Origin of the sequence: Acinetobacter sp. YH12201, assembly GCF_013418145.1 — a bacterium.
Taxonomy (GTDB): domain Bacteria; phylum Pseudomonadota; class Gammaproteobacteria; order Pseudomonadales; family Moraxellaceae; genus Acinetobacter.
In genome coordinates this window covers 1-23132 of record NZ_VPCP01000054.1, presented here as the reverse complement: position 1 = coordinate 23132, position 23132 = coordinate 1, and the positions used below count along the sequence as shown (strand labels likewise).

The 23132-nt window shown below is 41.5% G+C and carries 24 protein-coding genes and 1 pseudogene; 14 read left to right on the top strand and 11 right to left on the bottom strand.

Annotated features, from left to right (window positions below):
* Positions 1 to 111 (top strand): annotated as a pseudogene (locus FTU91_RS11130) (IS701 family transposase); the annotation flags it as partial.
* 253 nt (positions 112 to 364) lie between these two features.
* Here the strand turns inward: FTU91_RS11130 and FTU91_RS11125 are convergent.
* Entirely contained in the window at positions 365 to 1612 is a 1248-nt protein-coding gene (locus tag FTU91_RS11125; RefSeq protein ID WP_180042081.1) for a YihY family inner membrane protein, read from the bottom strand.
* 114 nt (positions 1613 to 1726) lie between these two features.
* Between FTU91_RS11125 and wrbA the strand changes: the two genes are divergently transcribed.
* Positions 1727 to 2323: an NAD(P)H:quinone oxidoreductase gene (wrbA, locus tag FTU91_RS11120; RefSeq protein WP_180082186.1), complete on the top strand. Its 597-nt coding sequence runs from the start codon at positions 1727 to 1729 to the stop codon at positions 2321 to 2323.
* 108 nt (positions 2324 to 2431) lie between these two features.
* Here the strand turns inward: wrbA and FTU91_RS11115 are convergent, their stop codons facing one another.
* On the bottom strand, positions 2432 to 2791 hold the full coding sequence (locus FTU91_RS11115) for a hypothetical protein (protein WP_086195743.1): 360 nt from the start codon (positions 2789 to 2791) through the stop codon (positions 2432 to 2434).
* 984 nt (positions 2792 to 3775) lie between these two features.
* Between FTU91_RS11115 and FTU91_RS11110 the strand changes: the two genes are divergently transcribed.
* The 3 genes from FTU91_RS11110 (at position 3776) to FTU91_RS11100 (ending at position 6023) form a co-directional block, all read left to right on the top strand.
* Positions 3776 to 4156, top strand: a complete 381-nt coding sequence (locus tag FTU91_RS11110) for a hypothetical protein (RefSeq protein ID WP_180042077.1) — start codon at positions 3776 to 3778, stop codon at positions 4154 to 4156.
* Positions 4150 to 5325 (top strand): CsgG/HfaB family protein, encoded by a 1176-nt coding sequence (locus tag FTU91_RS11105; protein ID WP_180042075.1) that lies wholly within the window; start codon positions 4150 to 4152, stop codon positions 5323 to 5325. The genes FTU91_RS11110 and FTU91_RS11105 overlap by 7 nt, the downstream gene beginning before the upstream one ends.
* Before the next feature lie 86 nt (positions 5326 to 5411).
* Complete coding sequence (locus FTU91_RS11100) at positions 5412 to 6023, top strand: hypothetical protein (RefSeq protein WP_166168749.1); 612 nt, start codon at positions 5412 to 5414, stop codon at positions 6021 to 6023.
* Positions 6024 to 6420: 397 nt separating this feature from the next.
* Here FTU91_RS11100 and FTU91_RS11095 read toward each other — a convergent pair whose 3' ends face one another.
* The 3 genes from FTU91_RS11095 to FTU91_RS11085 form a co-directional block, all read right to left on the bottom strand.
* Complete coding sequence (locus FTU91_RS11095; protein ID WP_086195739.1) at positions 6421 to 6996, bottom strand: xanthine phosphoribosyltransferase; 576 nt, start codon at positions 6994 to 6996, stop codon at positions 6421 to 6423.
* A gap of 91 nt (positions 6997 to 7087) precedes the next feature.
* A complete protein-coding gene (locus FTU91_RS11090; protein ID WP_180082185.1) occupies positions 7088 to 7801 on the bottom strand; it encodes a DUF3108 domain-containing protein in 714 nt (237 codons plus the stop codon).
* A gap of 164 nt (positions 7802 to 7965) precedes the next feature.
* Positions 7966 to 8646, bottom strand: a complete 681-nt coding sequence (locus tag FTU91_RS11085; RefSeq protein WP_166168753.1) for a hypothetical protein — start codon at positions 8644 to 8646, stop codon at positions 7966 to 7968.
* A 239-nt stretch (positions 8647 to 8885) separates the two neighbouring features.
* Here FTU91_RS11085 and FTU91_RS11080 point away from each other — a divergent pair, with 239 nt between their 5' ends.
* Positions 8886 to 9764 carry an energy transducer TonB gene (locus FTU91_RS11080; protein ID WP_180042071.1) on the top strand — a complete coding sequence of 293 codons (879 nt, stop codon included), beginning with the start codon at positions 8886 to 8888 and terminating at the stop codon, positions 9762 to 9764.
* A 57-nt stretch (positions 9765 to 9821) separates the two neighbouring features.
* Here the strand turns inward: FTU91_RS11080 and FTU91_RS11075 are convergent, their stop codons facing one another.
* From FTU91_RS11075 to miaB, 4 genes are all read right to left on the bottom strand, one after another.
* Positions 9822 to 10220, bottom strand: coding sequence for a hypothetical protein (locus FTU91_RS11075; RefSeq protein WP_180082184.1), 399 nt, complete (start codon positions 10218 to 10220; stop codon positions 9822 to 9824).
* A gap of 114 nt (positions 10221 to 10334) precedes the next feature.
* Positions 10335 to 10817: an rRNA maturation RNase YbeY gene (gene ybeY, locus FTU91_RS11070; RefSeq protein ID WP_180082183.1), complete on the bottom strand. Its 483-nt coding sequence runs from the start codon at positions 10815 to 10817 to the stop codon at positions 10335 to 10337.
* A gap of 19 nt (positions 10818 to 10836) precedes the next feature.
* On the bottom strand, positions 10837 to 11913 hold the full coding sequence (locus tag FTU91_RS11065) for a PhoH family protein (protein ID WP_166168759.1): 1077 nt from the start codon (positions 11911 to 11913) through the stop codon (positions 10837 to 10839).
* Between the two features lie 39 nt (positions 11914 to 11952).
* The gene (gene miaB / locus FTU91_RS11060; RefSeq protein WP_166168761.1) at positions 11953 to 13407 is read right to left on the bottom strand and encodes a tRNA (N6-isopentenyl adenosine(37)-C2)-methylthiotransferase MiaB; all 1455 of its coding nucleotides are present in this window, start codon (positions 13405 to 13407) and stop codon (positions 11953 to 11955) included.
* Positions 13408 to 13761: 354 nt separating this feature from the next.
* On the opposite strand from miaB, the gene FTU91_RS11055 reads away from it, so the two are divergent.
* The 5 genes from FTU91_RS11055 to FTU91_RS11035 all read left to right on the top strand — a co-directional run bounded on the left by FTU91_RS11055 (position 13762) and on the right by FTU91_RS11035 (position 18378).
* The gene (locus FTU91_RS11055; RefSeq protein WP_180082182.1) at positions 13762 to 15735 is read left to right on the top strand and encodes a lytic transglycosylase domain-containing protein; all 1974 of its coding nucleotides are present in this window, start codon (positions 13762 to 13764) and stop codon (positions 15733 to 15735) included.
* Between the two features lie 32 nt (positions 15736 to 15767).
* The gene (locus tag FTU91_RS11050) at positions 15768 to 16424 is read left to right on the top strand and encodes a ribonuclease I (protein WP_180082187.1); all 657 of its coding nucleotides are present in this window, start codon (positions 15768 to 15770) and stop codon (positions 16422 to 16424) included.
* Positions 16425 to 16596: 172 nt separating this feature from the next.
* Positions 16597 to 17583 carry a malate dehydrogenase gene (locus FTU91_RS11045; protein WP_092821112.1) on the top strand — a complete coding sequence of 329 codons (987 nt, stop codon included), beginning with the start codon at positions 16597 to 16599 and terminating at the stop codon, positions 17581 to 17583.
* A 168-nt stretch (positions 17584 to 17751) separates the two neighbouring features.
* Complete coding sequence (locus tag FTU91_RS11040) at positions 17752 to 18012, top strand: DUF2789 family protein (protein ID WP_180082181.1); 261 nt, start codon at positions 17752 to 17754, stop codon at positions 18010 to 18012.
* 105 nt (positions 18013 to 18117) lie between these two features.
* Positions 18118 to 18378, top strand: coding sequence for a DUF2789 family protein (locus FTU91_RS11035; RefSeq protein WP_180082180.1), 261 nt, complete (start codon positions 18118 to 18120; stop codon positions 18376 to 18378).
* Positions 18379 to 18489: 111 nt separating this feature from the next.
* Here FTU91_RS11035 and FTU91_RS11030 read toward each other — a convergent pair whose 3' ends face one another.
* A complete protein-coding gene (locus FTU91_RS11030) occupies positions 18490 to 19017 on the bottom strand; it encodes a hypothetical protein (RefSeq protein ID WP_180082179.1) in 528 nt (175 codons plus the stop codon).
* Positions 19018 to 19091: 74 nt separating this feature from the next.
* Entirely contained in the window at positions 19092 to 19694 is a 603-nt protein-coding gene (locus FTU91_RS11025; protein WP_180082178.1) for a 2OG-Fe(II) oxygenase, read from the bottom strand.
* 118 nt (positions 19695 to 19812) lie between these two features.
* On the opposite strand from FTU91_RS11025, the gene FTU91_RS11020 reads away from it, so the two are divergent.
* Genes FTU91_RS11020 through FTU91_RS11010 form a run of 3 tightly spaced genes read left to right on the top strand, consistent with a single transcriptional unit; the run spans position 19813 to position 22656 of the window.
* Entirely contained in the window at positions 19813 to 20670 is an 858-nt protein-coding gene (locus tag FTU91_RS11020) for a 23S rRNA (adenine(2030)-N(6))-methyltransferase RlmJ (protein ID WP_166168771.1), read from the top strand.
* Between the two features lie 45 nt (positions 20671 to 20715).
* Positions 20716 to 21543 carry a CDP-diacylglycerol--serine O-phosphatidyltransferase gene (gene pssA / locus FTU91_RS11015; protein WP_166168773.1) on the top strand — a complete coding sequence of 276 codons (828 nt, stop codon included), beginning with the start codon at positions 20716 to 20718 and terminating at the stop codon, positions 21541 to 21543.
* A gap of 39 nt (positions 21544 to 21582) precedes the next feature.
* Positions 21583 to 22656: a DUF6670 family protein gene (locus FTU91_RS11010; RefSeq protein WP_180082177.1), complete on the top strand. Its 1074-nt coding sequence runs from the start codon at positions 21583 to 21585 to the stop codon at positions 22654 to 22656.
* Positions 22657 to 23132 lie beyond the last annotated feature (476 nt).

Here is a 23132-nt window from a genome sequence, read left to right as displayed (position 1 = left end):
GAAAATGTATATCGTTGGCAGAAGAAATTATTTAGACCAATGATCAAAAACTTCATTGATGACTTTATTCTCGATAAAAATCATCTGCTACCACAGAGAATCTATAAATAATACTGCGTAAGTCCTATTATATATCAAATACTTAAATTTAAAATATCATCATATTGATTTCATACTGAAATAAAATTCAAATTATGGGACAGCAGTGTGTTTGATACAGCCTTTTTTTAGTTCTAGATTTTTACATAGCGGTCAGTTTGCATGGTTGGATCAGATATTTTTGTCTGCTAATACATTTACGTAGTCATTAAAAAAGCCTTCATATGTGAAGGCTTTTTTATGGCATCGTCAAGGTCAGTTAACGCTATTTCTTTTCAAAAATAGCCGACAGCGGAATGGAAAGTTTTGCAGCCAGATAATCATCAGATTCAACCAGAGCTGGACCAAGTCTTTGTATCCATTCATCATCCGGACGAATATTGGCGACATCTTTGCTACGCGGAAGCGGGTAGGGCAACTGTTTATAAAAACTCCAAAAATCGACCTGAGCCAGATTGCGCGCGAGAATGTATTCATCATTATCGGTACGTTTTACCAGATTTTGTTTTTCCAGCATCACTACATACGTCGGCCAGCGTCCGATTTCATCACGGCCCAAGACTTCCAGTGCTTCTTCATCAGAAACGCTTTCACCACTTTGCTGTTTTTTATAAAATAGCTCCATCAAATCTAGCAGCATAATCACGGGATGGCGTTTGGGTTCTTTGCCTGAATTAAACGCAGTGAGGGCATAACTGATTTCGACCCCCAGCAAAACAATGTTCCAGGACAGGAAAATCCATAACAGGAAAATCGGAATGGCAGCAAAAGCGCCATAGACAATTTCATAACTGGTGAAATTTGACATGATGATGCCAAACAAATTTTTCAGCAATTCAAAGACTACAGCGCTGAATGTACCGGCAATCAAGGCAGCTTTAATCGGAACACTGCGATTGGGAATGGTCCAGTTTAAAATAAAGAAGCCCAAAATGGTCAGGACAAAGGAAATGCCCCACAAGATAAATTCACCGTCGACCTCATAACCGGCAAAATTATTACTCAGTACATTTAATGAGGCTACAGTGGATGAAATCGCAAAAGCACTGCCTAGCAGAATAGGGCCGAGTGAAATAATGGTCCAGTAACGCATAAAGCCGATAATCCCGCCTCGCGTTTCTTTTACTCGCCAAATCCGGTTAAATACGGTCTCGATACTGGAAAGCATCATGACTGTGGTCACGAACAGAAATAAAATACCAATCACTGTCAGGTTGCTGGATTTATCGGTAAAGGCAGTAAAGGCTTTGTCAAAGGCGATGGTGGTTCGGGGTAAAAAATGACTGTAAATCAGTTGTTGTAATTGCTGCCTTGCAGGTTCCAGGGCTTTAATCGAAGAAATGATTACCAGAAAAACTGTCAGCATGGGGACCACTGCAAACAGCGTGGTATAAGTCAAAGATGCCGCTTGATCACGGCAACGATCGGCTTCAAAACGTCTTACGACAAATAAAACAAACTGAAACCAGGTCTCATTATAAAAAGGAAGTTTTTTTAAATACTTTTTTAGCATCGTGATGAAGTCTCAATTTTTTTAGTCATCTTTATGAATTTTCAATACCAAGCTTAACCAAAAAATGGGAAAAATACCGTATAGTTTTCTCTTTTAGCTTCGTTTATAAAAATTATGCAGTCTTATGTCCTGGTTTTATATTACAGCAAATATGGCTCAACCAAAGAAATGGCACATTTAATTGCCAATGGTGTTGAATCTGCAGGTATGGCGGTAAAAATTCGTACGGTACCCAACCTATCCACTGTGGTGAAACAGGCTGAGCCGAGTATTCCGGAGGAAGGGGATATTTATTGTACCCTGGATGATTTGGCCAATTGTTCAGGTCTGGCTTTGGGTTCACCGACACGCTTTGGCAATATGGCCTCCGAGATGAAGTATTTCTGGGATCAGACCACCAGTCTGTGGTTGAATGGTGCTTTGCATCAAAAACCGGCCTGTGTCTTTACATCTTCTGGTTCGATGCACGGCGGACAGGAAAGCACATTGCTGACTATGCTTCCACCTCTGTTTCATCATGGCATGATGATTATGGGCCTGCCGAATGCCAACCCGGCATTATCCAACACCAAGTCTGGTGGAACACCCTATGGTGCCAGTCATGTGAGTGGTCCGCGCCATGATTTGGGTTTAAGCCAGGATGAAAAAGTCTTGTGTGAAGAGCAGGGTAAACGCTTGGGCGAAGTGGTTAAAAAATTGCAGGCAAACTGATTTTTATTAAGAACTTGAGTTTCACTCACTCTATTTGTAAGGTATGTATCTATAAAAAACCCTTCTAAAAATGAAGGGTCTTTTTATTGCAATTTAAAGTTTAAGTGCTTATTCAGGTTGTTTAAATCTATGATTGCATTGCAAACATTTATAATCCAGAAACACATTCTTATCGATAATGACACCGGCTTTTTTACCGAAAATATTCCCTAATACGCCACCGGTCACACCTACAGCAATGGCACCTACAAATGTTCCTACTGTGCCACCGAAAATCACGCCTAATGGTCCGGCAACTGCCCCAATCGCCGCACCGGTCGATGCTCCCGTTGCAGCACCACCTACCGTTCCTGCTGTTGCCCCGGCGGAGGTCATTAAAATTCCACCAATGGTTTTTAAGTTCTTTTCGTGATCGCGTTTTTCAACTTCGGTCGATCCACATTTAGGACATTGCATAAGTTTTTCCATCAACAATTTATATTGACCGATCTTGAACTATAGGAAATAGAGAAGGTTTCAAGGTCAGCTGATATTTATGACATGTTGCTACAGTATGTCGCTTCTGCAACTGGATGTCAGGAGCATTTCATACCAACTTGATTCTAGTTGAAATAAAGTCGAAACAGTTTATCTGAGTTGTAAAAACATTCATTCTTTATCGAATCTGGTGATGGCTGATTTTTTAATAATCATCAATCATACAGCCATGAAAATGACTGTATCTTGCATATACTGCAACTTAAAACAGGCTAGGCTGAGACTGTACGGCTCCTCTTTTCAAGCCTAATTCCATGTGTCTTTGGTTTAATTCTTCGATTTTTCGACGGATAAGAAGACTGTTAAAACAATCTTCTTACCCGTCGCCTTCCTGACCGGTGCCAGTATGGCAAATGCTCAAAACACTGAAGTGGTCGTAGATATAGGGCTGCAAATAGCCTTATCGCTAAAGTTAGAGTGTTTTTTTTTGAACGGATACTCATACTTTTAAAAAATTAACTTTACTGCTGAAATTACTTTATAAATACGCTTAACTGTGATTGGTTAATTGTATTTTCATAAATAATAGATGTTCATCACATTTGAATGAGCATTCTAATAAAGTCAAATTTTACAACTCCCTAAAGCTGAACTGTTTTGACAAGGTGAATATTCGCTTATGAAATCAGGATGATTTTTTATATAAAAAAAATATTAATTTTATTAAATTTTTGATGTAAATTTTAATTTTAAAGATTTATTACATAATGATTTCTTACAATTCAAAAATAAACAACAATTAATAAATCAATAATTATAACAACAAGATAGTTTGTTATCTTAAACCTAAGATATGTAAAACCTGATAAATTTTGCCTTTTGTTTTATTTATGTGATTTAATATTTTTAATATAAATTAAACCTTAATAAATAGAAAATAAATAAACATCCTGGAACGAAGGACGGGTAATGATTATGAAAATATCAGTGATCAATGTGAGTTTATTTTGTTGCTGTATTTTGGGCAATGCTTATGCCACATCGGATGAATGGAGCCAGCGCTGGAAATCGTCAAGTACTCGTTCCAGTGAAAATCTGGTGCAGGCCAATCTGATCGAGCTCAAGGATTCCGATTATTATTCTGGCTTGGGAAAGACCACTATAAATAGCACCTCGACCAGCTCTATCGGTACGGTGAATTCAGCTACGAGCAATGTGAATATCAATGGTTCAAATAACGGCGTGGACATTTCGAATGATACTTCGAATGAAGGCACCTTAAATTCCACGACCACTCAAAATAATCAGCAATGCCCCAACTTAAGCACCCAACCGGGGGGGGGCTCACTATGCTGAATTTTCCGTTAAATAGAAGAAAAATATCTTCTGTGACTGTGTTGATCCTTTTAAGCCAGCTGATGAGCGGGTGCACGGGTATGGCGGTCTCAAACAAGAAACCGGTCAGCCTGGTACAGGGACCTCCAATTACCGATATTTTCACCCCTTTTGATATGGCTTTATCCTGCCTGAAAGGGCAACTGCGCAGTGATGTCAGCTTTTCCGTTGGAGCGATTCTGGACCAGACCGGTAAAGATGTAGTGACCAATGGCGGCAGTGGCAAAATGGTGACCCAAGGTGCGGGAGATATGGTGCAGTCCGCCCTGTTTCAGGCTGGGGTCAGTTTATTGAACCGGCGTGATCCGAGGATTATCGAAAGCGAAGCCAAGTGGGGCATTCGCGACCCACGGCAAATCCAGGCATCCGATTATTATGTCACTGGCAGCATCAACAGTCTGGATTTTATTCCAGGGGGCGGTGTGGATATGCAGATTGGTGGAGTCGGGCCGAATTATAGTCAAACCCGCATTATGGTCGGGCTGGATTTATCCCTGACTGATACCCGCAGCAGTAAGGTGGTAGCTAATGTTTCGCTGCAAAAACAGATTGCTGCGCAGGATTATGGTCTGAGTGCAGGCAGGTTTGCCGGGCATACTTTATTGAATATTCAGTTGGGCAAGGGGGAGCGCGAGGCAACTAACTTTGCCTTACGCCAAATGCTGAATCTGGCTACTTTTGAGTTGCTTAGTCAGGTGATTCCGCCTGCAACCTTTGAAAGTTGCCGCGCGCAAATACCACCTGAATTTGGCCAATTGAGTTTAACCCGAAGTTCGGTTGCGCTGTATAAGTATAAGCAGAGTCAGCAGCAAAGTACCGCAAACGTACCGAGTACTGTTCTGGAATCATCCTCACATAAAACCAGTTCACCGAATGAGAAAAATAAATCGACGAACTCACCCAACAAGGATACACAGCCACCCAAGAAAAAAGAGTCTGAGTTGATTGAAAATCCTGAAGGTGAGTCTGAACCGAGCAAACAGGATTTGATTAAATATATCAGTATGAAAAAGCCTTCATCTTTTTTAAAAAAAATGAATGAAGAAAAAGACAATGAAAAGACTTCGATGCTGTGGGATGTTAATCCGGAAGTGGTCGAAAACTACTGGTCAAGTACGCAGCGTGATTAAAAATATATAAAAATGGGCTCGCTCCCATTATAAAAAAGAAGTGCTTAGCGAGAAGTACTTCAAAATTAGAAAAAAGGAAAATAACCATGAATAAGACTATCAAAACAATCGCTTTATCTGTTGCCTTCTTGTCCGGTGCAGGCATGGCTAATGCTCAAGAGGTCACTGTAGATACTGGGTTAAATGGTGCCTTAAATCTTTTATCTCAACATACCCAGCCAAATGGTACTGCGCTTAACCTTGCCATTAATACCGCTACTGTTGATGCAACGGTCAATGTAGATGGGCGGTATAACTCACTGAATAATGTGGGAGACAAAATTGCAGTAGAAACTTCAGCAATTGGTGCGGTAAACACCGGTAGTATCAATTTGCAGCAAGGCAATCTGACTGCTGTGAATACGGGAACATTGGAATCAACTCTGGATGCTGAAAGAAGTGCGGCGCGTAATTTGGAAGAATGGCGTTCTGAACGGTCATCAGAGTTTGAAAGTTCCATTAGTACATCGTTAAATACGGATACTTATGACCAATTCTCTGAAACTCTGAGTAATTACACTGCAGCGAATTTAGCTTTTAATTCCGCAGCTATTGATGCATCTGTAAATGTAGATGGAAAAGTGAATCATATTGATGGTATCAAAACTTCAGCTATTGGTGCTGTGAACACCGGTAGCATTACTGTGACCGTAAAGTAAATCCACCGTTCAATATGATCCAGGGTCTAACTATTTGCGGATAGTTAGACTTTTTTATTTTAGAGCAAAAAATGTTCAGTGAATATTGCTTTGTAGTTAAATTAATCTTTAACAAGTCCTATTTGGTGTGAAAGTTCGGTTGTTATGAGATGTAAAACCACGCTATTGACTAGAGTTGATTCGAATTATTGGACAAAAAAAGTGCAACGAATTTATTTTTTTCTTGTATCTCATTTTGCAGCAGGGGCCAGCAAGCTGAATTCACATGGAGCAGGTGAGTAAGCACCGATTTTGTTAACATTATTCTGGATAGTTGTTTCACATAAAATATGCATTCTAAAAACAAACACCTATAAAAAAGAACGCCTGAGCGTTCTTTTTAAATTCAGTTGAAATTCTAGTCACGGACAAATTCAACAGTACCATTTTCTAAAGATTTAACACGTGCCAAAGATTCAACACGGTAACCTTTATCAAGTAACAATTGGCGCCCTGGCTGGAAAGATTTTTCAATTACAATGCCAATACCCACAACTTCTGCATTTGCTTGATGAATTAAATCGGCAAGACCTAAAGCAGCCTGACCATTTGCCAGGAAGTCATCAATCACTAAAGCTTTATCGCTAGAGTTGATGTGCTTGTTGGAAATGGCAATGGTACTTTCAATTTGTTTAGTGAACGAGAACACTTTGGAACGGTATAAATCATCTTTTAAGGTTAAAGACTGATATTTACGTGCAAAGATCACAGGCACGCCAAGTTCTAAACCGGCCATGACTGCTGGAGCAATACCAGAAGCTTCAATGGTGATAATTTTCGTGATCCCTGCATCTTTAAACCGTGCAGCAAATTCTTTGCCAATTTGCTGCATTAATACAGGGTCGATTTGATGATTTAAGAAAGCATCAACTTTCAGAACTTGATCAGATAGAACGATACCTTCACTTAAGATTTTCTGTTCTAGTGCGTGCACGGGAGAATTCCTCTAAGGGCAGATGCTTTTTCAAGCAAAAGCGTATTTTAAAAAGGCTCTCAAAAAATGCAAGCGAAATTGCTCAAATCGATTAACTCGTTGGGCCTTTATAACCTGTTAACAATAAACCATAGGAAGTTTTGCCATCTTGATGGGTTACTTTCACGGGTGTGTAGTCCAGTTTAGGTGCTAACCAAAAAATGGTATCGCGATTTGGCTTGCTGTGCTTGAGCACTACTTTAATGGTATCGAAAGTGCCATAAGACGTTTTTACCTTTTCCATACCCTGTTTGACAAAACGACGTGATTCCACTTCTTTGGCATCGACAATCGCATAACTTGATCTCAGCCCGGATGATTTTAAGTCTTCACGCAGTTGTAATTCAGCATTCAGTTCATCCAGCGTACCGGCTTTCCAGGCAAATGAACGTGCTGTGTCATCCTTCTTGGTATTAATGGTTTTAGCTGTGGGATTAAACTTGATACTCATTGTATTATTGTGAATGAGTACTTTACTGCTACGGCTGAAAGTATGGGAAATAATTTGGCCATTATTAAAGCCAAAATAACTGGTTTCTGTTGCAGAAGCCAAGCCAGCAGCTTTTGCAGCAAAAACATAAGTCCAGTTATTTCCCGACTTGCTTAATGTACGGGTAGCAGAACCCAGATTTTTGCCATTATAGCTAAATTGATAACTTGCCTTGAATGGACTCATGGCGAAGGTTTGGCTTGAGAAACCAGCAAACAACAGAGTAGTGCTTAATCCAGATGTCAACGCAATTGTTTTCAATACAAGGTGAGCCATCAGTAAATTGTTCCTCTGAATTTGGAATAAAATGTAAAACTTGTCTTTAAGCGGTATTATGCGCTTTGATTATGAAGATAAAATCTGAAATTTTGTTCGATCTGTATCTTTATGTAGTTTTTCCCTAAAAAATATAGATTTTTAATCAGTAATCATCATCTAATTTATTTTTGCTTAACCGGACTGACTTTGCTGTCCTGGTATTCTTCCGCAATCTCCCAGACCTCCATCGGCTCTTCGGACATTTTTCTGAATAATGCAGTCAGGTTGACATTGCCTATGACCACCAGTTCAGCTTCACGCAAAACCGCATGGTTGACATGCACTTTTGCTAAGGTATCAATGATAGAACGCTTTTTGCCTAACCATCGGTTTAAATCCAGGTGCAATAAGTCATCTTTTACTTTAATGACATTCAACTTTTCAAGAATCATGCCCAGAGGGTCTTGATTGAGTACTTTTTGATAGAAAAATAAAGCAAATTTTACAGCAAGCTTTTGGAAGATATTTTTGAATTTGGCTTCAATGACTTGGGTGTCACTAATCTGTTCAAACACAATCAGTTGGGTATCTTTATTCAGTTCCATCTGTACCAGTTTCAAATCGACTGAAAGGGTAATGTATAAACCCTTCACATCAAGCGTTGCATATAAGCGTAGCCAGTCTTCATGCAAGTCGGCATGCAGATCTTTCAGCATGGCAACATTGTCAGTAACAAAACGCTGAAAAGTTGCATTTAAAAAAACTTGAGAAAGGGGAAATTCACGCTCATCTTCAATAAACCCTTCAGCCTTTTCATACACCTGGCGTATACGTTTAGAGATATTGGATAGTAGCGTTTGCATATAAGGCATCCCAGCGAGTTAATCTTCTTAAACTTCGATAGATTCTGTCGAAAGTATTAAAAATACAGATATTCCACCTTGCAGTTTAACAAAATTAATTGCACCATTTTCATGATTTTAATTGTCTACAGCGTGCTTATTGACTGAGTTCTCGTTTCTTCATTCAAAACTAGACGCTGTGTTTATTTTATACTGCTTTTATGCAGTTTGGGGACCAGACATTTTGTCGGTTTAATGTGATGCTTAAGAAAATCAGTTTCGCACCTTTAATGCATGCATGGTGGAAAGATCCAATTTTCACAAGCGCAGTGATTGTAGCTGTTGCTTTGCATTTGATTATTTTGACTTTGCAGTTTGCCATGCCGAAAGAAAGTGATGCGGCAGTCAAAGAGATCGCCGTCACATTACGTCCGAGTGAGGACAAGGTGGAACATGCGGATTTTTTGGCACAGGCAGATCAGCAAGGTTCTGGAACTTTTCGTGAAGCACACCGTATGTCGAGCGATATGCCGGCAGCGATGACTGAGCAAACGACCGGTGAACAGCAACAGGAAACTCTGGAGCGTTTACAACAGAAACGCGAACTCAGCTTTGAAGAAAAAGTGCTGATGACCACCTTAAGCTGGAAGAAAGAAGCAGAACAGAACCAGCGCAAAAAAGCCATGCAGGAGCTGAATAGCCAGTTTCAGGCCAAGGCCGCGATGGTGGCAAGTCTGGAAGCACAATATTTGCAACGTCAGCAAAATTTTAGTCGTCAGCAAAAAATTAAAACCGTAGATGGTATACAGGCCAAGCAGGATATTTCTGCCGCTTATTTGGAAAAATTCCGTGAGAAAGTAGAATTTTACGGTAACCGCTATTATCCCGATGCAGCCAAAGTGCAACGCCTCGCAGGAGAGGTCCGTTTAATGGTCATCTTAAATAAAAGTGGCGGAATTCGTGCCATTCGTCTGATTGAAAGTTCAGGTCATGGTTTACTGGATGAAGCGGCCAAGACTTCAGTACGTAAAGCTGCTCCATTCGGTGGTTTTGATAAAGGGATGAAAGATATTTCCGAGCTTCGCATTGTGCGTACCTGGCGGTTTGACCCGGCTGAAGCTGAGTTTGAGGTGCATTGATTGAATGGCATTGATCTGCTTTTAAAAGTTTGACAAGTATTTATTTTGATTATGTTTTTAAGGTGATGCTAATACATAGTGCCCCTTTTGACGCCCATCCGGCCATGTCACGTTTAAGTCCTGTTCTGAAAGATCGAGGCGGGTCGGGAAGATTTGTAAATATTGGTGGTATTGGGGAGCCGCTTTCAAGCCAATACATGTCCCATTTTTCCACCAGGTTCCTTCTGCATATTGGTCTAAAGCACCGACTGCCAGATACCATTTAAACTTGCCGTCTGGTTGCAGTAAAAGCTCAGAGCCGACTTCCATCACGCCTTCCAGATAATAATGGCCTACCCAGGCATTATCTGCTGGCTGGAACCTTACTTCCTTACATACAGATTCAACATTGGCATACAGTTGGGATGCAGGAAATAACGCTGAAATCAGGCAAAGTCGGAAAAGAATTCTGTTCATCATTTTTTCCAGCATTTATTGAGGAGTATTTTAAGATTTTATGCTTATTTGGCATTTATTAAACCCGACTAATCGAAATTAATCGGGTTTAATAAATGGGAAGGCTGCTAGAACTTACTGTTGCTCAGTATAGGGATTTTTAAAACCTAACTTCGCCAGAATCTCAATTTCCAATGCTTCCATTTCTTCTGCATCTTCATCCGAGGTTTCATGGTCATAGCCCATCAAGTGTAAGGTGCCGTGCACCAGCATATGAGTAAAATGCTCAATCGGGGTTTTATTCTGATCAATGGCCTCTTGTAAAACCACAGGAATACAAATCACTAGGTCACCAATGGGTAGGGCATCCAGCATTGCCAGCACTTCTTCTGGCACATCGCTCGGGAAAGACAGCACATTGGTCGGCTTGTCTTTTTGACGATACTCCAGATTCAGCTTCTGGCTTTCGTCATTGTCTACACAGGCAATCCCGATTTCGCAGTCCTGATCGACATTGATAAAACGAAGTGTAGTTTCAATGACCTTTTTAATATAAGCGCGTTTTAATACCAGTTCAGGTGACTGGTAGTCTTGTTGCAATGATAGGTTAAGTTTCAAAATGAATCCTTAAAGTATCTTAGTCCTGAGCATCGGCAGCAGCATCATTTTCAGCAATCAATGCTTCCTGACGCGCTTTACGTTCTGCTCGTGCTTCAGCACTAAGACGGTGTTGTTCACTGTCCCATCCTTCATAGGCTTCGACAATTTTCTGTACCAGCCGGTGACGAACCACGTCACGGGAATGGAAACGGGTGATATGAATTTCGGTTACAGGTTCCAGTACACGTAAAGCATGGGCTAAACCAGATTGCTGACCGCGAGGTAAATCGACCTGAGTGATGTCGCCGGTAATGACCGCACGTGAACCAAAGCCTAAACGAGTCAGGAACATTTTCATCTGTTCTGGCGTCGTGTTTTGCGCTTCATCCAAAATCACGAAAGAATGGTTGAGGGTACGGCCACGCATATAGGCGAGGGGCGCAACTTCAATCACCTGACGTTCAATCAGTTTGGCGACTTTTTCAAAGCCCAGCATTTCATACAGGGCATCGTAAAGCGGGCGCAAATAAGGATCGATTTTCTGGCTTAAATCCCCCGGTAAGAAACCGAGTTTTTCCCCGGCTTCAACCGCAGGACGAACCAGCAGGATGCGCTGGATTTCATTACGTTCCAGCATATCTACCGCAGCAGCCACGGCAAGATAGGTTTTACCGGTACCAGCAGGGCCTATACCAAAGGAAATGTCGCTTTGCAAAATACGCTGTACATAACGCTTTTGATTTGCGCCGCGTGGATTAATCCGGCCTTTGCGGGTTTGCAACCAGACGGCATCGAGACCGGTATGTTCATTGTCAGAAAGATCTTCCTGCAATTCACGATCCGTCTGACTGCCCTGAATCATCAGATGCAAAGTATCCGCGCTGACTTGCTGGCTGGTTTCAGTTTCTTCATGTAGACGCATCAAGAGGCTTTCGGCTCTCTCTACTGCATCAATCTCACCATCGATGTAAAAAGCATCACCTCGATGGGAAATTTTGACCTCTAAACGCTGTTCGATTTGTTTCAAATGACCGTTATAAGCACCCAGCATGCCTTTTAAACGTTCCATTGAAATACCAGGAAAAGTTACTGTACGTCGGATCGCTGCAGTCAAGAGAATTCCTTATAAAATGATCTTACTGATCACCTTACATTACGCCACGTCAGGCTCAAGATTCAAGAGCTCACCGTAAACAAAATTTAAAGTTTTAATTTCGGTAATTTCAATCTCTGCAAAACGCCCAACCCAGGCCGGATCACCAATGAAAGACACCAGACGGGTATTGTCCGCTGTACCAATCAACAGGTTCGGATCTTTGTCAGAAACTTTTTCAATCAGCACACGCTGGATGGTGCCGAGCATGGCATCAGTTTTATCAATGCTTGAGCGTTTAATCCATTGCTGAACTTTGGCCAGCCGTTCTTTTTTGACATCTTCAGGGGTATTGTCTTCAAGTTCTGAAGCGGGTGTACCTGGACGTTTTGAATAAATGAAGCTGTAAGAATGGTCAAAGTCCAAATCCTGGATGAATTGATAAGTTTCTTCAAAGTTCTCATCGGTTTCACCCGGGAAACCAATAATAAAGTCTGAAGATAAATGCATATCCGGACGGACGGTACGTAGCTTTTTAATTTTTTCGATATAGACATCGATGGTGTGGTTACGTTTCATCGCTTTCAGCACATCGTTGGAACCGCTTTGTACCGGCAAGTGCAGGTGCGAAACCATTTGTGGCAAGTCACGGTAGCACTGAATCAGGTCATCATTGAATTCAAGCGGATGTGAAGTGGTATAACGTAAACGGCCAATGCCCGGAATTTCGGCAACGAGACGCAGCAAGTCGGCAAAGGTGCAGATATTGCCTTCAAAAGTTTCGCCGCGATAACCATTCACGTTCTGACCTAATAGGCTGATTTCACGAACCCCTTTTTCCGCCAGACCGGCAATTTCCGCCAGTACGTCATCTAAAGGACGCGATACCTCTTCACCGCGGGTATAAGGGACTACGCAGAAAGAACAGTATTTGGAACAGCCTTCCATAATCGAAACAAAGGCTTTATAGCCTTCAACACGCGGTTCAGGTAAAAAGTCGAATTTTTCGATATCCGGGAAAGAAATATCCACCAGCTTGATTTTTTCTTTCTTCGGTTTTTCAATTTGTTCAGAATGCTGATCCAGCATTTGCGGTAAACGGTGTAAGGTTTGTGGACCAAAAACCATATCGACATATGGCGCACGTTTCTGAATATTGTCACCTTCCTGAGAAGCTACACAACCGCCGACCCCAATCACTAAGTCAGGATTTTTTTCTTTCAGCTTGCGCCAGCGACCCAGTTCGGAAAACACTTTTTCCTGGGCCTTTTCACGAATGGAACAGGTATTCATCAGCAGAATATCGGCATCATTTGGGTCAGTGGTCAATACATAACCGTGCGAGTCGCCTAAAAGATCTGCCATACGATGACTGTCATACTCATTCATCTGACACCCTTGCGTTTCGATATACAGTTTTTTCACTGAACCGTCGGCTGGGGTGTGCTGTGGCTGGGTAACAGTGTTTTCTGAAGCAGCTTGGGCACTATTTGGAATGAAGGTTTGAACCGTCATGTAGGCTCCTAAAGGATAAATCGGTGAAATCGCAATTCAAGACTGACTGTATCAAGCTCACTCAGCGAGCGATATTTCTTTTTCCTTTCAATGCCTAATAGTATTGAAGGGGAAGAAAGAGGCTGACTGCCATCTTGAAAAAATGCAATTTGAATACAAGAAAGGCGCATATTTTAGCAGGAATCGAAGCCAAACTTATAGCTCTAAATAAAGCTGCAAAAATATTGATTTGTGAAGTAAAAATGATTGAAAATTAATATTGTCTAATCATAAGGTTACATAACAGAACAGTAGAGTAGTGTAATAATAATTAAACTATTCAAAAATGATTAGGTGCGACCAAGGCAATATTAAATGACAGAAGGCGGGCATATGTTTAATCGGGTAATCAATAAAAATTATTATAAAGTGCTTGCTTTGGCTTTGGCATCTACCGGTTTTATTTCGATTTCTTATGCGGCTGATGAACAGTTTAATGATGCTTTGCGTGCTGCCAATTCTGCAAATTTAGATTTATTACAACAATATCAGGCATCGATGCAGAACGATGTGCTGGGTTATTATCCGGAATACTGGTTATTGAATAGTAATTTGGCTAATCAGCCTGCCAGCCAAATTATCAATTTTGCTCAGCGTTATCCGCAATCAGCGATGGCGGAAAAACTGGCTGCTGATTATGTCGAAGAAAAAGTCAAGCAGGCAGATTTTGCGACTGCGCAGCCTATTTTGCAGTATGTGACTAATCCGGATCAGGCGGAAAGCTGTGCGGTTGCCCAAGTTCGTGCCAAATCGGGTGATCCCCTGGTTTTTGCTGAATATAAAGATGTCTGGCTTGCCACCAACTCACAACCTGAATCCTGTACCGGTTTGGGACGTATGATGCTGTCGAGTCCCCTAATGACCGAGCAGGACAGGCAGCAACGTTTATGGGGACAGCTTCGTGCAGGGCAGTCGGGCTTGGCCTTGGCTACTGCACAAACGCTGGGGCTGAGCCTATCACTTGCACAGCTCAATCAAATTCAGGCCAATCCTTTAAATTATTTATGGTCTGCGCCTAAAGCCACCAGTGCAGATCAGGCTTATTTGATTTATGCCCTGGGACGTCTGGCCGATAGCGACTTAAATACTGCAATGGCTTCCGTTAAAAATGCAGCAGAGGGGACACCGCTACAAGTACAAAAAGCGCTCTATCGTACTGTGGGCTATATTGGCGGAACCACGGTGATGAAAAACAATTTTAACCGTGAAGTACTGAATTATCTGGATGCCAGTTACGGTTTGCCCTTTAGTGCAGAAGAAGCGGAAATTTATGCTCGTCAAGCCATTCGTTTTAGTGCATGGGAAAGCCTGATTCGGGCCATTGATGCGATGGGCGTAACCCAAAAGCAGGAAGATCGTTGGCAGTACTGGTTGGCACGGGCTTCAGAGCAACGTGGCGATGCTCACTCTAAACGTGTGGCACAAGAAATTTTCAAAAAATTGGCACAGGGGGATGATTACCATAATCTGCTGGCCAGAGATAAGTTAGGGCAAAGTTACAATAATATTCCCAATAATGTTCAACCTTCAAATAGTGATGTGCAGCGTTTAAGCCAAAATATTCATTTCAACCGTGCTTTTGCTTTACGCCGTGTCAACGCACCGGATAGTTATGTGAATCGTGAATGGAACTGGGCAGTGCGTCAGGCCTATTTAAAACATGATGATGGCTTACTACTGGCAGCTGCAAAACGTGCGACGGATATAGGCTGGTATGACCGTGCCATTTACGCGGCTGACCGTACTGAATCCAGACACAATTATTCCTATCGTTATGCCATGCCACATCAAAGTTATGTGGTCAGCCATAGTCGAAATGCCGGAATCGATCCTGCATGGGCCTATGGTCTGATGCGTCAGGAAAGCCGTTTTGTTTCACAGGCACGTTCACATGTGGGTGCAGGAGGGTTGATGCAAATTATGCCGGATACGGCGAAACTGGTGGCCCGGCAAATGGGCGAAACTTATAATCCGGCAGCTTTAACCGACATGAATACCAATATTCGTTATGGCACTTTTTATTTGTCGATGATTCAGAGCCAGCTCAGCAATAATCCTGTGCTGGCAACGGCTGGCTATAATGCTGGTCCAAACCGTGCACGTCGTTGGCAACCGGATGCCCAGCAGATAGCCGCTGATCAATATACTGAAACCATTCCCTTAACCGAAACACGTGATTATGTAAAACATGTCATGACTAACGCCACCCATTATGGAGTATTGCTTGGACAAGGAGCGCAGTCGATTGAAAAACGGATGAATATAATTCCATTAAGAAATAATCCTTAATTTTTAGTTTTATTGATAGGTCTGACTTGTTGATGATATTTTCTGGGCGAACTTCAGTTTTACTAAGATGGGTGCTGTTCGCGGTGAGCAGTGCTGGACTAGGGCTGTTTGCACCTCAAACTTTTGCAGCCCCTTTGCAGGGTTATGTCATGGTGGTACAAATGACCCCTGCGGTATGCATGTTTGATGCCCAAAAATCAAAACAGCGCAAATGTCTGGAAGGCTATTCGCTGAATATTTCCGGTTTGTATCCGGAAACTTCGGAAACCGAGTGCAGGACCACATCCTCTGCGGCTTTATCTCCCTTGCAGGCAAAAGTCGTAGCACGTGTCATGCCCGATGAAAATGCCCGCATGCAACTCTGGCGGGGAATCGGTGGTTGTGTACAGATGAACTCAAGTCAATATTTCCGTACCATGATTAATTATGCCGAGCGTCTCAAAATACCGAAGGAATTAACCAGTCCTGAAACGCGAGCCATGCATCAGACCAATCTCCGGCTGCAGTTTTTGCGCTTGAATCCAAATTTACCTGCCAATGCCATTAAATTTAGCTGTGCCACTTCCCAGGGAAATGCCATCCTGACCGAAGTGAAACTTTGTTACAAAAATAATGGGCAGTACAAGCGCTGTTCAGCAGAAGTACAAAATACCTGTCCAAATATATTTACCATAAAAGGTTCTTACTAAGCTTTTTTATATATTTTATTTATATTTCCTATCATACTTTTGTTGAAATCCATTCTCTTTTAAATGCATCTGTCAAAGTATTGGAGTACAATCTTTGCCGTTTATGATTATTAAGATTAAATAGAACAGCTATTTAATTATTATGACGATCCTCTCAATTGGAGATAATTACATGAAGCAACCTGTTCGCGTTGCCGTTACTGGCGCTGCTGGTCAAATTGGTTACAGCCTATTATTCCGTATCGCTAGCGGTGAGATGTTGGGTAAAGACCAACCAGTTATTCTTCAATTATTAGAAGTTCCTTTTGAGAAAGCTCAAGCTGCGCTTAAAGGCGTAATGATGGAACTTGACGACTGTGCTTTCCCATTATTGGCTGGCATGATCGGTACTGATGATCCTAAAGTTGCATTCAAAGATGCTGACTACGCTCTTCTAGTTGGTTCGCGTCCACGTGGTCCAGGTATGGAACGTGCTGACCTTCTTAAAGTGAACGGTGAGATCTTCATCGGTCAAGGTCAAGCATTAAACGAAGTTGCTAGCCGTGACGTTAAAGTACTTGTTGTAGGTAACCCTGCGAACACTAACGCTTACATCGCAATGAAATCTGCTCCAGATCTTCCTGCGAAAAACTTCACAGCAATGTTACGTCTTGACCACAACCGTGCGTTGACTCAACTTGCTCAAAAAGCTGGCGTTGCAGTTTCTGACATCAAAACTATGACTGTTTGGGGTAACCACTCTCCAACAATGTACGCTGACTACCGTTTTGCAACTGTTAACGGCGAAAGCTTAAAAGACAAAATCAACGATGCTGCTTGGAACAAAGACGTATTCCTTCCAACTGTTGGTAAACGTGGTGCTGCGATCATCGAAGCGCGTGGTTTGTCTTCTGCTGCTTCTGCTGCAAACGCTGCAATTGACCATATGCGCGATTGGGCTCTTGGCACAAACGGCGAATGGGTAACTATGGGTATTCCTTCTGACGGTTCTTACGGTATCCCTGAAGGCGTAATGTTCGGTTTCCCTGTAACTTGTGAAAATGGCGAATACAAGATCGTTCAAGGTCTTGAAATCGACGAATTCAGCCGTGAACGTATCAACTTCACTCTTAACGAGCTAGAAGAAGAACGTGCAGCAATTGCTGACATGGTTAAATAATTTAATCGTTTAGATTAAATTGAAGAAGCACTCCTTTCGGGGTGCTTTTTTTACGCCTGAAATTTGGCTTTTGAACAAAAAATAACATGCTGTGATGCAGTGACAACTGAATTTTTAGAGGCTTGCGTCTAATTTAAAAGTTAACAATAAAGGTTTAAGGAGAATGAGATGTTTGATCAGCAACCCACATTGGAGCTTTTATTCGAACAGTTGGGACTTGATGCGAGCCAGGAGGCGATAGACAAGTTTATAGAAAGCCATCAATTGACGATGGATATACCTTTGCATCACGCTCCATTCTGGACACAGGCACAGCATGATTTTCTGATCAGTCATTGGAAAAAAGATGATGAATGGGCCATGGTGGTGGATATCTTAAATGAGCAATTGCATACCGAAGACCGGCTTTCAACGTCAACGCATCATTGAACACAAATTGAAACAACAAACCTAGTTTTATCACTAGGTTTTTTTATGAATATCTTATAAGTTAATTGAATAATAAATGACAGTTTGGTTGATAAGGAGTGTGCCATGCTCATGAATAATAACCCATCCTTTAAAATGTTATTTGAACAACTTGGACTTGCGTCTAGTCCTGCGGCTATTGAGCTTTTTATTCGTACCCATCAATTACCCGCACATCAAAATTTGCATGATGCTCCCTTCTGGAATAAATCCCAGCGTGAGTTTTTAATTCGCTATTTGGTGGAAGACGCAGATGAATGGGTCATGTTGATTGATGAATTGAACCAGCAATTACATATGAATGCCACCAGACTGCAACCTGCCTGATTTTTTGTAGACAGGTGAGCTTTAAAACCTGCTGAGAAGAAGGAACTTTTAAGCAGAACAGATCATAAAAAAACGCCTCATTGCAGGCGTTTTTTATCGTTAAATCTGCAATTAATGAACTTTACTTTTGACTAAATGCACAAACCAGTCGTGTTCACGGAAGGGATGAAAGGCTGGATGCTCTTGTACCAGAATCAAGTCAAAATCGGCAGTTTTACTGTATTTGGTGAGCCAATGTCGCGTTAAGGCAGTTTCACTTTTAGCTGCAGAAGCATAAGCTAGGAAGAAATAAATATCACCATACTGGTCATGAATGAGCGGTTTTAAGATTTGCTGGGTAATCAAGGCAAATCTTTGTTCCTTGGTGATTTCGAAATACAGCATATAGGCTTTGGCTAAATGCATGGATAAGTTCATATATAAACTTAACGGCATTTCTTCAAATTCAATACGGCTCTGTTCAAGCAGAACTACGGCCTCTTGCAGAAAATGAAGCTGTTCCTGACGTACGATACTGAAGGTAACCAGTTGCATGCGTAACTCAGCACGTTCCAAGGCAAGTTTTGGCGTATTTCCTTGTAAATACAGCTGATCGGTTTCGCCAATACGTTGAATAATCTGTTTGGTGTTTTCCCGCATCGGTTACATCCTCATCTGTCAATGATTGCTATATGAGGATGTTTTTCCAGATTTAAAGCATCCTTCATTGTGAATTACCAAATGGAATTGCCGCTACGTAACCATGCGGTAATGGATAGGCGTTGATGTTTGGCTTTCAGTACTTCGTGCAATAAATCACTTTGGAATAGGGCAATCCGGTTTGGTTTTGGCGGGATAATGTGCCACTGATCATTCTTATCCTGCAAACGCAATTCACCGCCCCAATCCGCTTGCCAGTCTTCATGCAGGTAATAGACTGCTGAAATCATGCGGTCATTTTTTTGTTGTGGATTGTCGCGGTGTAAGGCATAAAACTCGCCGGCGTTATAACAGGCAAAATGGGCTTCTACTTCACGGATGCCAAGAAAAAAGGCTTGGTTTAGTTGTTCACCCAAGCTTTCTAGCGTTTTAACGTGCTGTTGAGCTTTTTCTAAATCATCATTAATCCATAAAATATGATCGCTACGAATTTTGCTGATGACCCCATTTTGAATGGCGGCTTCTCTAAACTGATTCAGATGAGAAGTGCATTCTTCAACCAAGGCATGAATATATTCTTGAGGATAAACATCATCAATAATACTGAAGCCTTGCTGATCTAAATCTTCAATTATTTGATCAACATGGCATGACTTTGGGAAGTGAATTGCATCCATAAAGATATACTCAATAAACAGGATAGAAAAACGCTGGCGTATTCTAGAGCAAGATATCCTGCGGAACGAAACATTTTTTCATGCTAAAATATCGGTTGATATCAGGAATTAAAGAAACATGAATTACCGTCACCATTTCCATGCAGGCAACTTTGCCGATGTCATGAAGCATGTGTTATTGCTGCAACTTTTAACACGTTTAAATGCCAAAGATAAACCTTATCGCTATATCGATACGCATGGTGGGGCAGGTAAATACGATTTATCGACGTCTGCAGCACAGAAATCAGGTGAGTTTTTAAATGGTATCCACCGTTTAATCAAGCTGGATGATTCAATCACCCGCAATGCGCCTGAAGGCGTAAAGCAATATCTTAAAGTTGTTCAAGATATGCGTGAAGTTTCAGGTAAGGGTGCCTATCCGGGTTCACCCTGGTTTGCTCTGGAAGGCATGCGTGAAATAGATAAAGCCACTATTTTCGAAATGCAGCCTGAAGTCTTCCAGCAGCTGCGTTTTAATATTCGTGACCGCCGTGCCGGCCTGCATGAACGTGATGCCTATGAAGGCTTACTTGGGGTGATTCCGCCTAAAGAAAAGCGCGGTCTGGTCATGATTGATCCACCTTATGAATTGGAACGTAAAGATTTTCCACAATTGGTCGAATTGTTGGTTGCTGCGTATAAAAAATGGCCTACCGGCGTTTTTGCGGTGTGGTATCCGATTAAAGATCGCGCCATGATTGAACGTTTTGAAAAGAAAATGATCAAAACTGGTATTCGCCGTCAATTGGTATGTGAAGTTTGTGTATGGCCGGATGATACGCCAGTGGGGCTGAATGGTTGCGGTTTGCTGGTGATTAATCCGCCATGGAAATTTTCTGAAGATGCGGATGAAGCTTTACAATGGTTATTCCCGCATTTACGTATGAGTGAAAATGGTGGACATGCCGCGGTTCGCTGGTTGGTTGGCGAATAAGAGATACGTTGAAAAAGATACGGTTACATTTAGGATCGACAAAGAATGACAAGTATAAACAAACCTGAAAGTGAATCTTCTCCACGTGATGAGCATGGTTTTGATGGCATCACCTTTGAAGTGGAAGAAGAAGAGCATACCCACGAGGGACAAAAGGTGAAACGTCGTGGCATCTATCTGTGGCCGAATCTGATTACAACAGCCGCTTTGCTATCGGGCTTTTATTCCATTATTGCCAGCATGAATGGAGATTTCACTCAAGCCATTTATGCTATTTTTCTGGCGGCATTATTCGATGGATTGGACGGTCGGGTAGCACGTGCGATTGGTGCTCAAAGCCCGTTTGGTGAACAGTTCGACTCCTTGTCTGACTTGCTTGCTTTCGGCGTGGCGCCGGCTATTTTAATGTATAGCTGGAGTCTGCATGATTTGGGGCGCATTGGACTTGCTGCCTGTTTTGTGTATACCGCTTGTGCAGCTTTCCGTCTGGCACGCTTCAACGTGCAAATTGGTGTGGTAGATAAACGCTATTTTATTGGTGTGGCAAGTCCGTTGGCTGCGGTGATCATTATTACCCTGGTCTGGGTCGCACAAGATTTTCCGCAAATTTTTGATATACGTGAATTGGGTATTCAGATCTTTAATGCGATTGCGATCATTGCTGTGGGATTACTGATGATTTCCAATATCAAATACTATTCATTTAAAACATTTGATCGCAAACGTGTACCATTTTTTGTGTTACCGATTGCAGTGTTTATCTTTGCCGCAATTACTTATAATATTCCTGTAGGGATTCTGGTGATTTCCATTATCTATGCATTGTCGGGTTTTGTGACTACTTTCCTGGCAAGAAAAAATACCGCCATATAAAAATGAGAACGCTATACTGAAAATAAAAAGGAGCACGATATGCAGTTGTTTCAAGATTTATTTGATCGCTCCAAACAACTCAATCAGGCTCCATTTCAGTTGCGCTTGGCCTATCATGCGCAAAAAGGTCGCTATAAAATCATTCATCAAGGTTTGATGATTCCTGGTCTACCCGCACCCTTACATTACCTCAATTTCATTAGTCTGATCGGCCAGCCGAATGCAGCAATGCTGCGCAATGAAAGTGCCATTCAAACCACAGCTTTAGATACTGCCACTACCATTGCCAGTATTAGCCCGCATATGGTGGGGCAATTAAATGCTTACTCGGTGGGTAAGGATTGTCGTTTTAGCAAAGAACATTTTCAGTTTTTAGACAGGGAAATCATTAGCGGAAATTTCCCCCATTTCCATATACAGCGTAAAGATAAAGAACTAAGTTTTGATTTATCAATTTGCACCAGCAATATTGTTTCTTATTTTACCCGGTTGCGTATGGGACTGGCAGATCACTGGTCTTTACTGTGTCAATGTGAAGGGCAGGTGACATACAAGGAACAAAAATTTGAGATTCAGCAGATGGGCTGTTTTGAATATGCTCGTTCCATTAATTTCCCCTATTTGCCTTTGGCATTTTTTACCTACCAAGTCATTAATCTGGAAAATCAGCGTCAACTGCTTTTGGCTCAAGTTCGAGATTCTTTCAATGGCATTTTACAGTCACGACTATATTTGCGAGATGGGAAAACAGGCATCTCGCAAATGTTTGATCAGAACGTGCGCTTTAAAGTCCATCGGGTTTATCCCAAAGTAAAAACACCGAATGGGCAAAGCATGTATTTGCCACGTGAGTTTGAATGGGGTTATGAAGATAAAGATGGCACCTGCATTTCCGTACAGGCACAAAGCCGCGGAGATTTTAAATTTGGCTTAGCTGCAGGTTATGTGGGTAGTTTTAAATATCAAGTCAGAATTAATCATCATGAAGAAACAGGTGAAAGTGGCTATTGTGAATATATCGATTGCCGATCACTGAGCTGGCAAGAAAAAAATAAACAGGAAAAAATGCGTGATGAACTAGCCAATCCTGTCCCGTTTGCGTGCAAAAAATAATAAAAACCTTCTATTTTGTGCAATAAGTAAACAGTCGTGATATTTTTGTTGAGTTATTTAAAAAAAGGAGTTGCAAGCACATTAAAATGCTGTAGAATGCACATCCATCGGCGGTGATGAAGATTAAAACTTCTGATAAAACAGTAACTTAGCACGAAGTGTTAAGATTAGGTTTTAGAAAGAAAGTTTAAAACAATTTGAATTACTGATTGACACTAAGGATATTTAGTGTAATATAGCCGACCTAGCTTGCTGGTGACGAACCAGTAAGAAGATCATTAAGAGATTATGAAGAACAACTTGTGTGGATTTTTACTGGTTGATTGATCGAAATTATTTTCATTGATTGATGGTAGAAATTACTCGAAGTTTATTTGAGAAATATTTGTCAGAAAATTGATGAGCCAGATTTGGTGTTTTGAATAAAGCACTATTGATTTTAAACTGAAGAGTTTGATCATGGCTCAGATTGAACG

Coding starts and splice junctions, on each gene's coding strand:
- FTU91_RS11125 (WP_180042081.1), bottom strand. CDS start 1,612: ATGCTAAAAAAGTATTTAAAAAAACTTCCTTTTTATAATGAGACCTGG.
- wrbA (WP_180082186.1), top strand. CDS start 1,727: ATGCAGTCTTATGTCCTGGTTTTATATTACAGCAAATATGGCTCAACC.
- FTU91_RS11115 (WP_086195743.1), bottom strand. CDS start 2,791: ATGGAAAAACTTATGCAATGTCCTAAATGTGGATCGACCGAAGTTGAA.
- FTU91_RS11110 (WP_180042077.1), top strand. CDS start 3,776: ATGAAAATATCAGTGATCAATGTGAGTTTATTTTGTTGCTGTATTTTG.
- FTU91_RS11105 (WP_180042075.1), top strand. CDS start 4,150: ATGCTGAATTTTCCGTTAAATAGAAGAAAAATATCTTCTGTGACTGTG.
- FTU91_RS11100 (WP_166168749.1), top strand. CDS start 5,412: ATGAATAAGACTATCAAAACAATCGCTTTATCTGTTGCCTTCTTGTCC.
- FTU91_RS11090 (WP_180082185.1), bottom strand. CDS start 7,801: ATGGCTCACCTTGTATTGAAAACAATTGCGTTGACATCTGGATTAAGC.
- FTU91_RS11085 (WP_166168753.1), bottom strand. CDS start 8,646: ATGCAAACGCTACTATCCAATATCTCTAAACGTATACGCCAGGTGTAT.
- FTU91_RS11080 (WP_180042071.1), top strand. CDS start 8,886: ATGCTTAAGAAAATCAGTTTCGCACCTTTAATGCATGCATGGTGGAAA.
- FTU91_RS11075 (WP_180082184.1), bottom strand. CDS start 10,220: ATGAACAGAATTCTTTTCCGACTTTGCCTGATTTCAGCGTTATTTCCT.
- miaB (WP_166168761.1), bottom strand. CDS start 13,407: ATGACGGTTCAAACCTTCATTCCAAATAGTGCCCAAGCTGCTTCAGAA.
- FTU91_RS11055 (WP_180082182.1), top strand. CDS start 13,762: ATGACAGAAGGCGGGCATATGTTTAATCGGGTAATCAATAAAAATTAT.
- FTU91_RS11050 (WP_180082187.1), top strand. CDS start 15,768: ATGATATTTTCTGGGCGAACTTCAGTTTTACTAAGATGGGTGCTGTTC.
- FTU91_RS11045 (WP_092821112.1), top strand. CDS start 16,597: ATGAAGCAACCTGTTCGCGTTGCCGTTACTGGCGCTGCTGGTCAAATT.
- FTU91_RS11040 (WP_180082181.1), top strand. CDS start 17,752: ATGTTTGATCAGCAACCCACATTGGAGCTTTTATTCGAACAGTTGGGA.
- FTU91_RS11035 (WP_180082180.1), top strand. CDS start 18,118: ATGCTCATGAATAATAACCCATCCTTTAAAATGTTATTTGAACAACTT.
- FTU91_RS11030 (WP_180082179.1), bottom strand. CDS start 19,017: ATGCGGGAAAACACCAAACAGATTATTCAACGTATTGGCGAAACCGAT.
- FTU91_RS11025 (WP_180082178.1), bottom strand. CDS start 19,694: ATGGATGCAATTCACTTCCCAAAGTCATGCCATGTTGATCAAATAATT.
- FTU91_RS11020 (WP_166168771.1), top strand. CDS start 19,813: ATGAATTACCGTCACCATTTCCATGCAGGCAACTTTGCCGATGTCATG.
- pssA (WP_166168773.1), top strand. CDS start 20,716: ATGACAAGTATAAACAAACCTGAAAGTGAATCTTCTCCACGTGATGAG.
- FTU91_RS11010 (WP_180082177.1), top strand. CDS start 21,583: ATGCAGTTGTTTCAAGATTTATTTGATCGCTCCAAACAACTCAATCAG.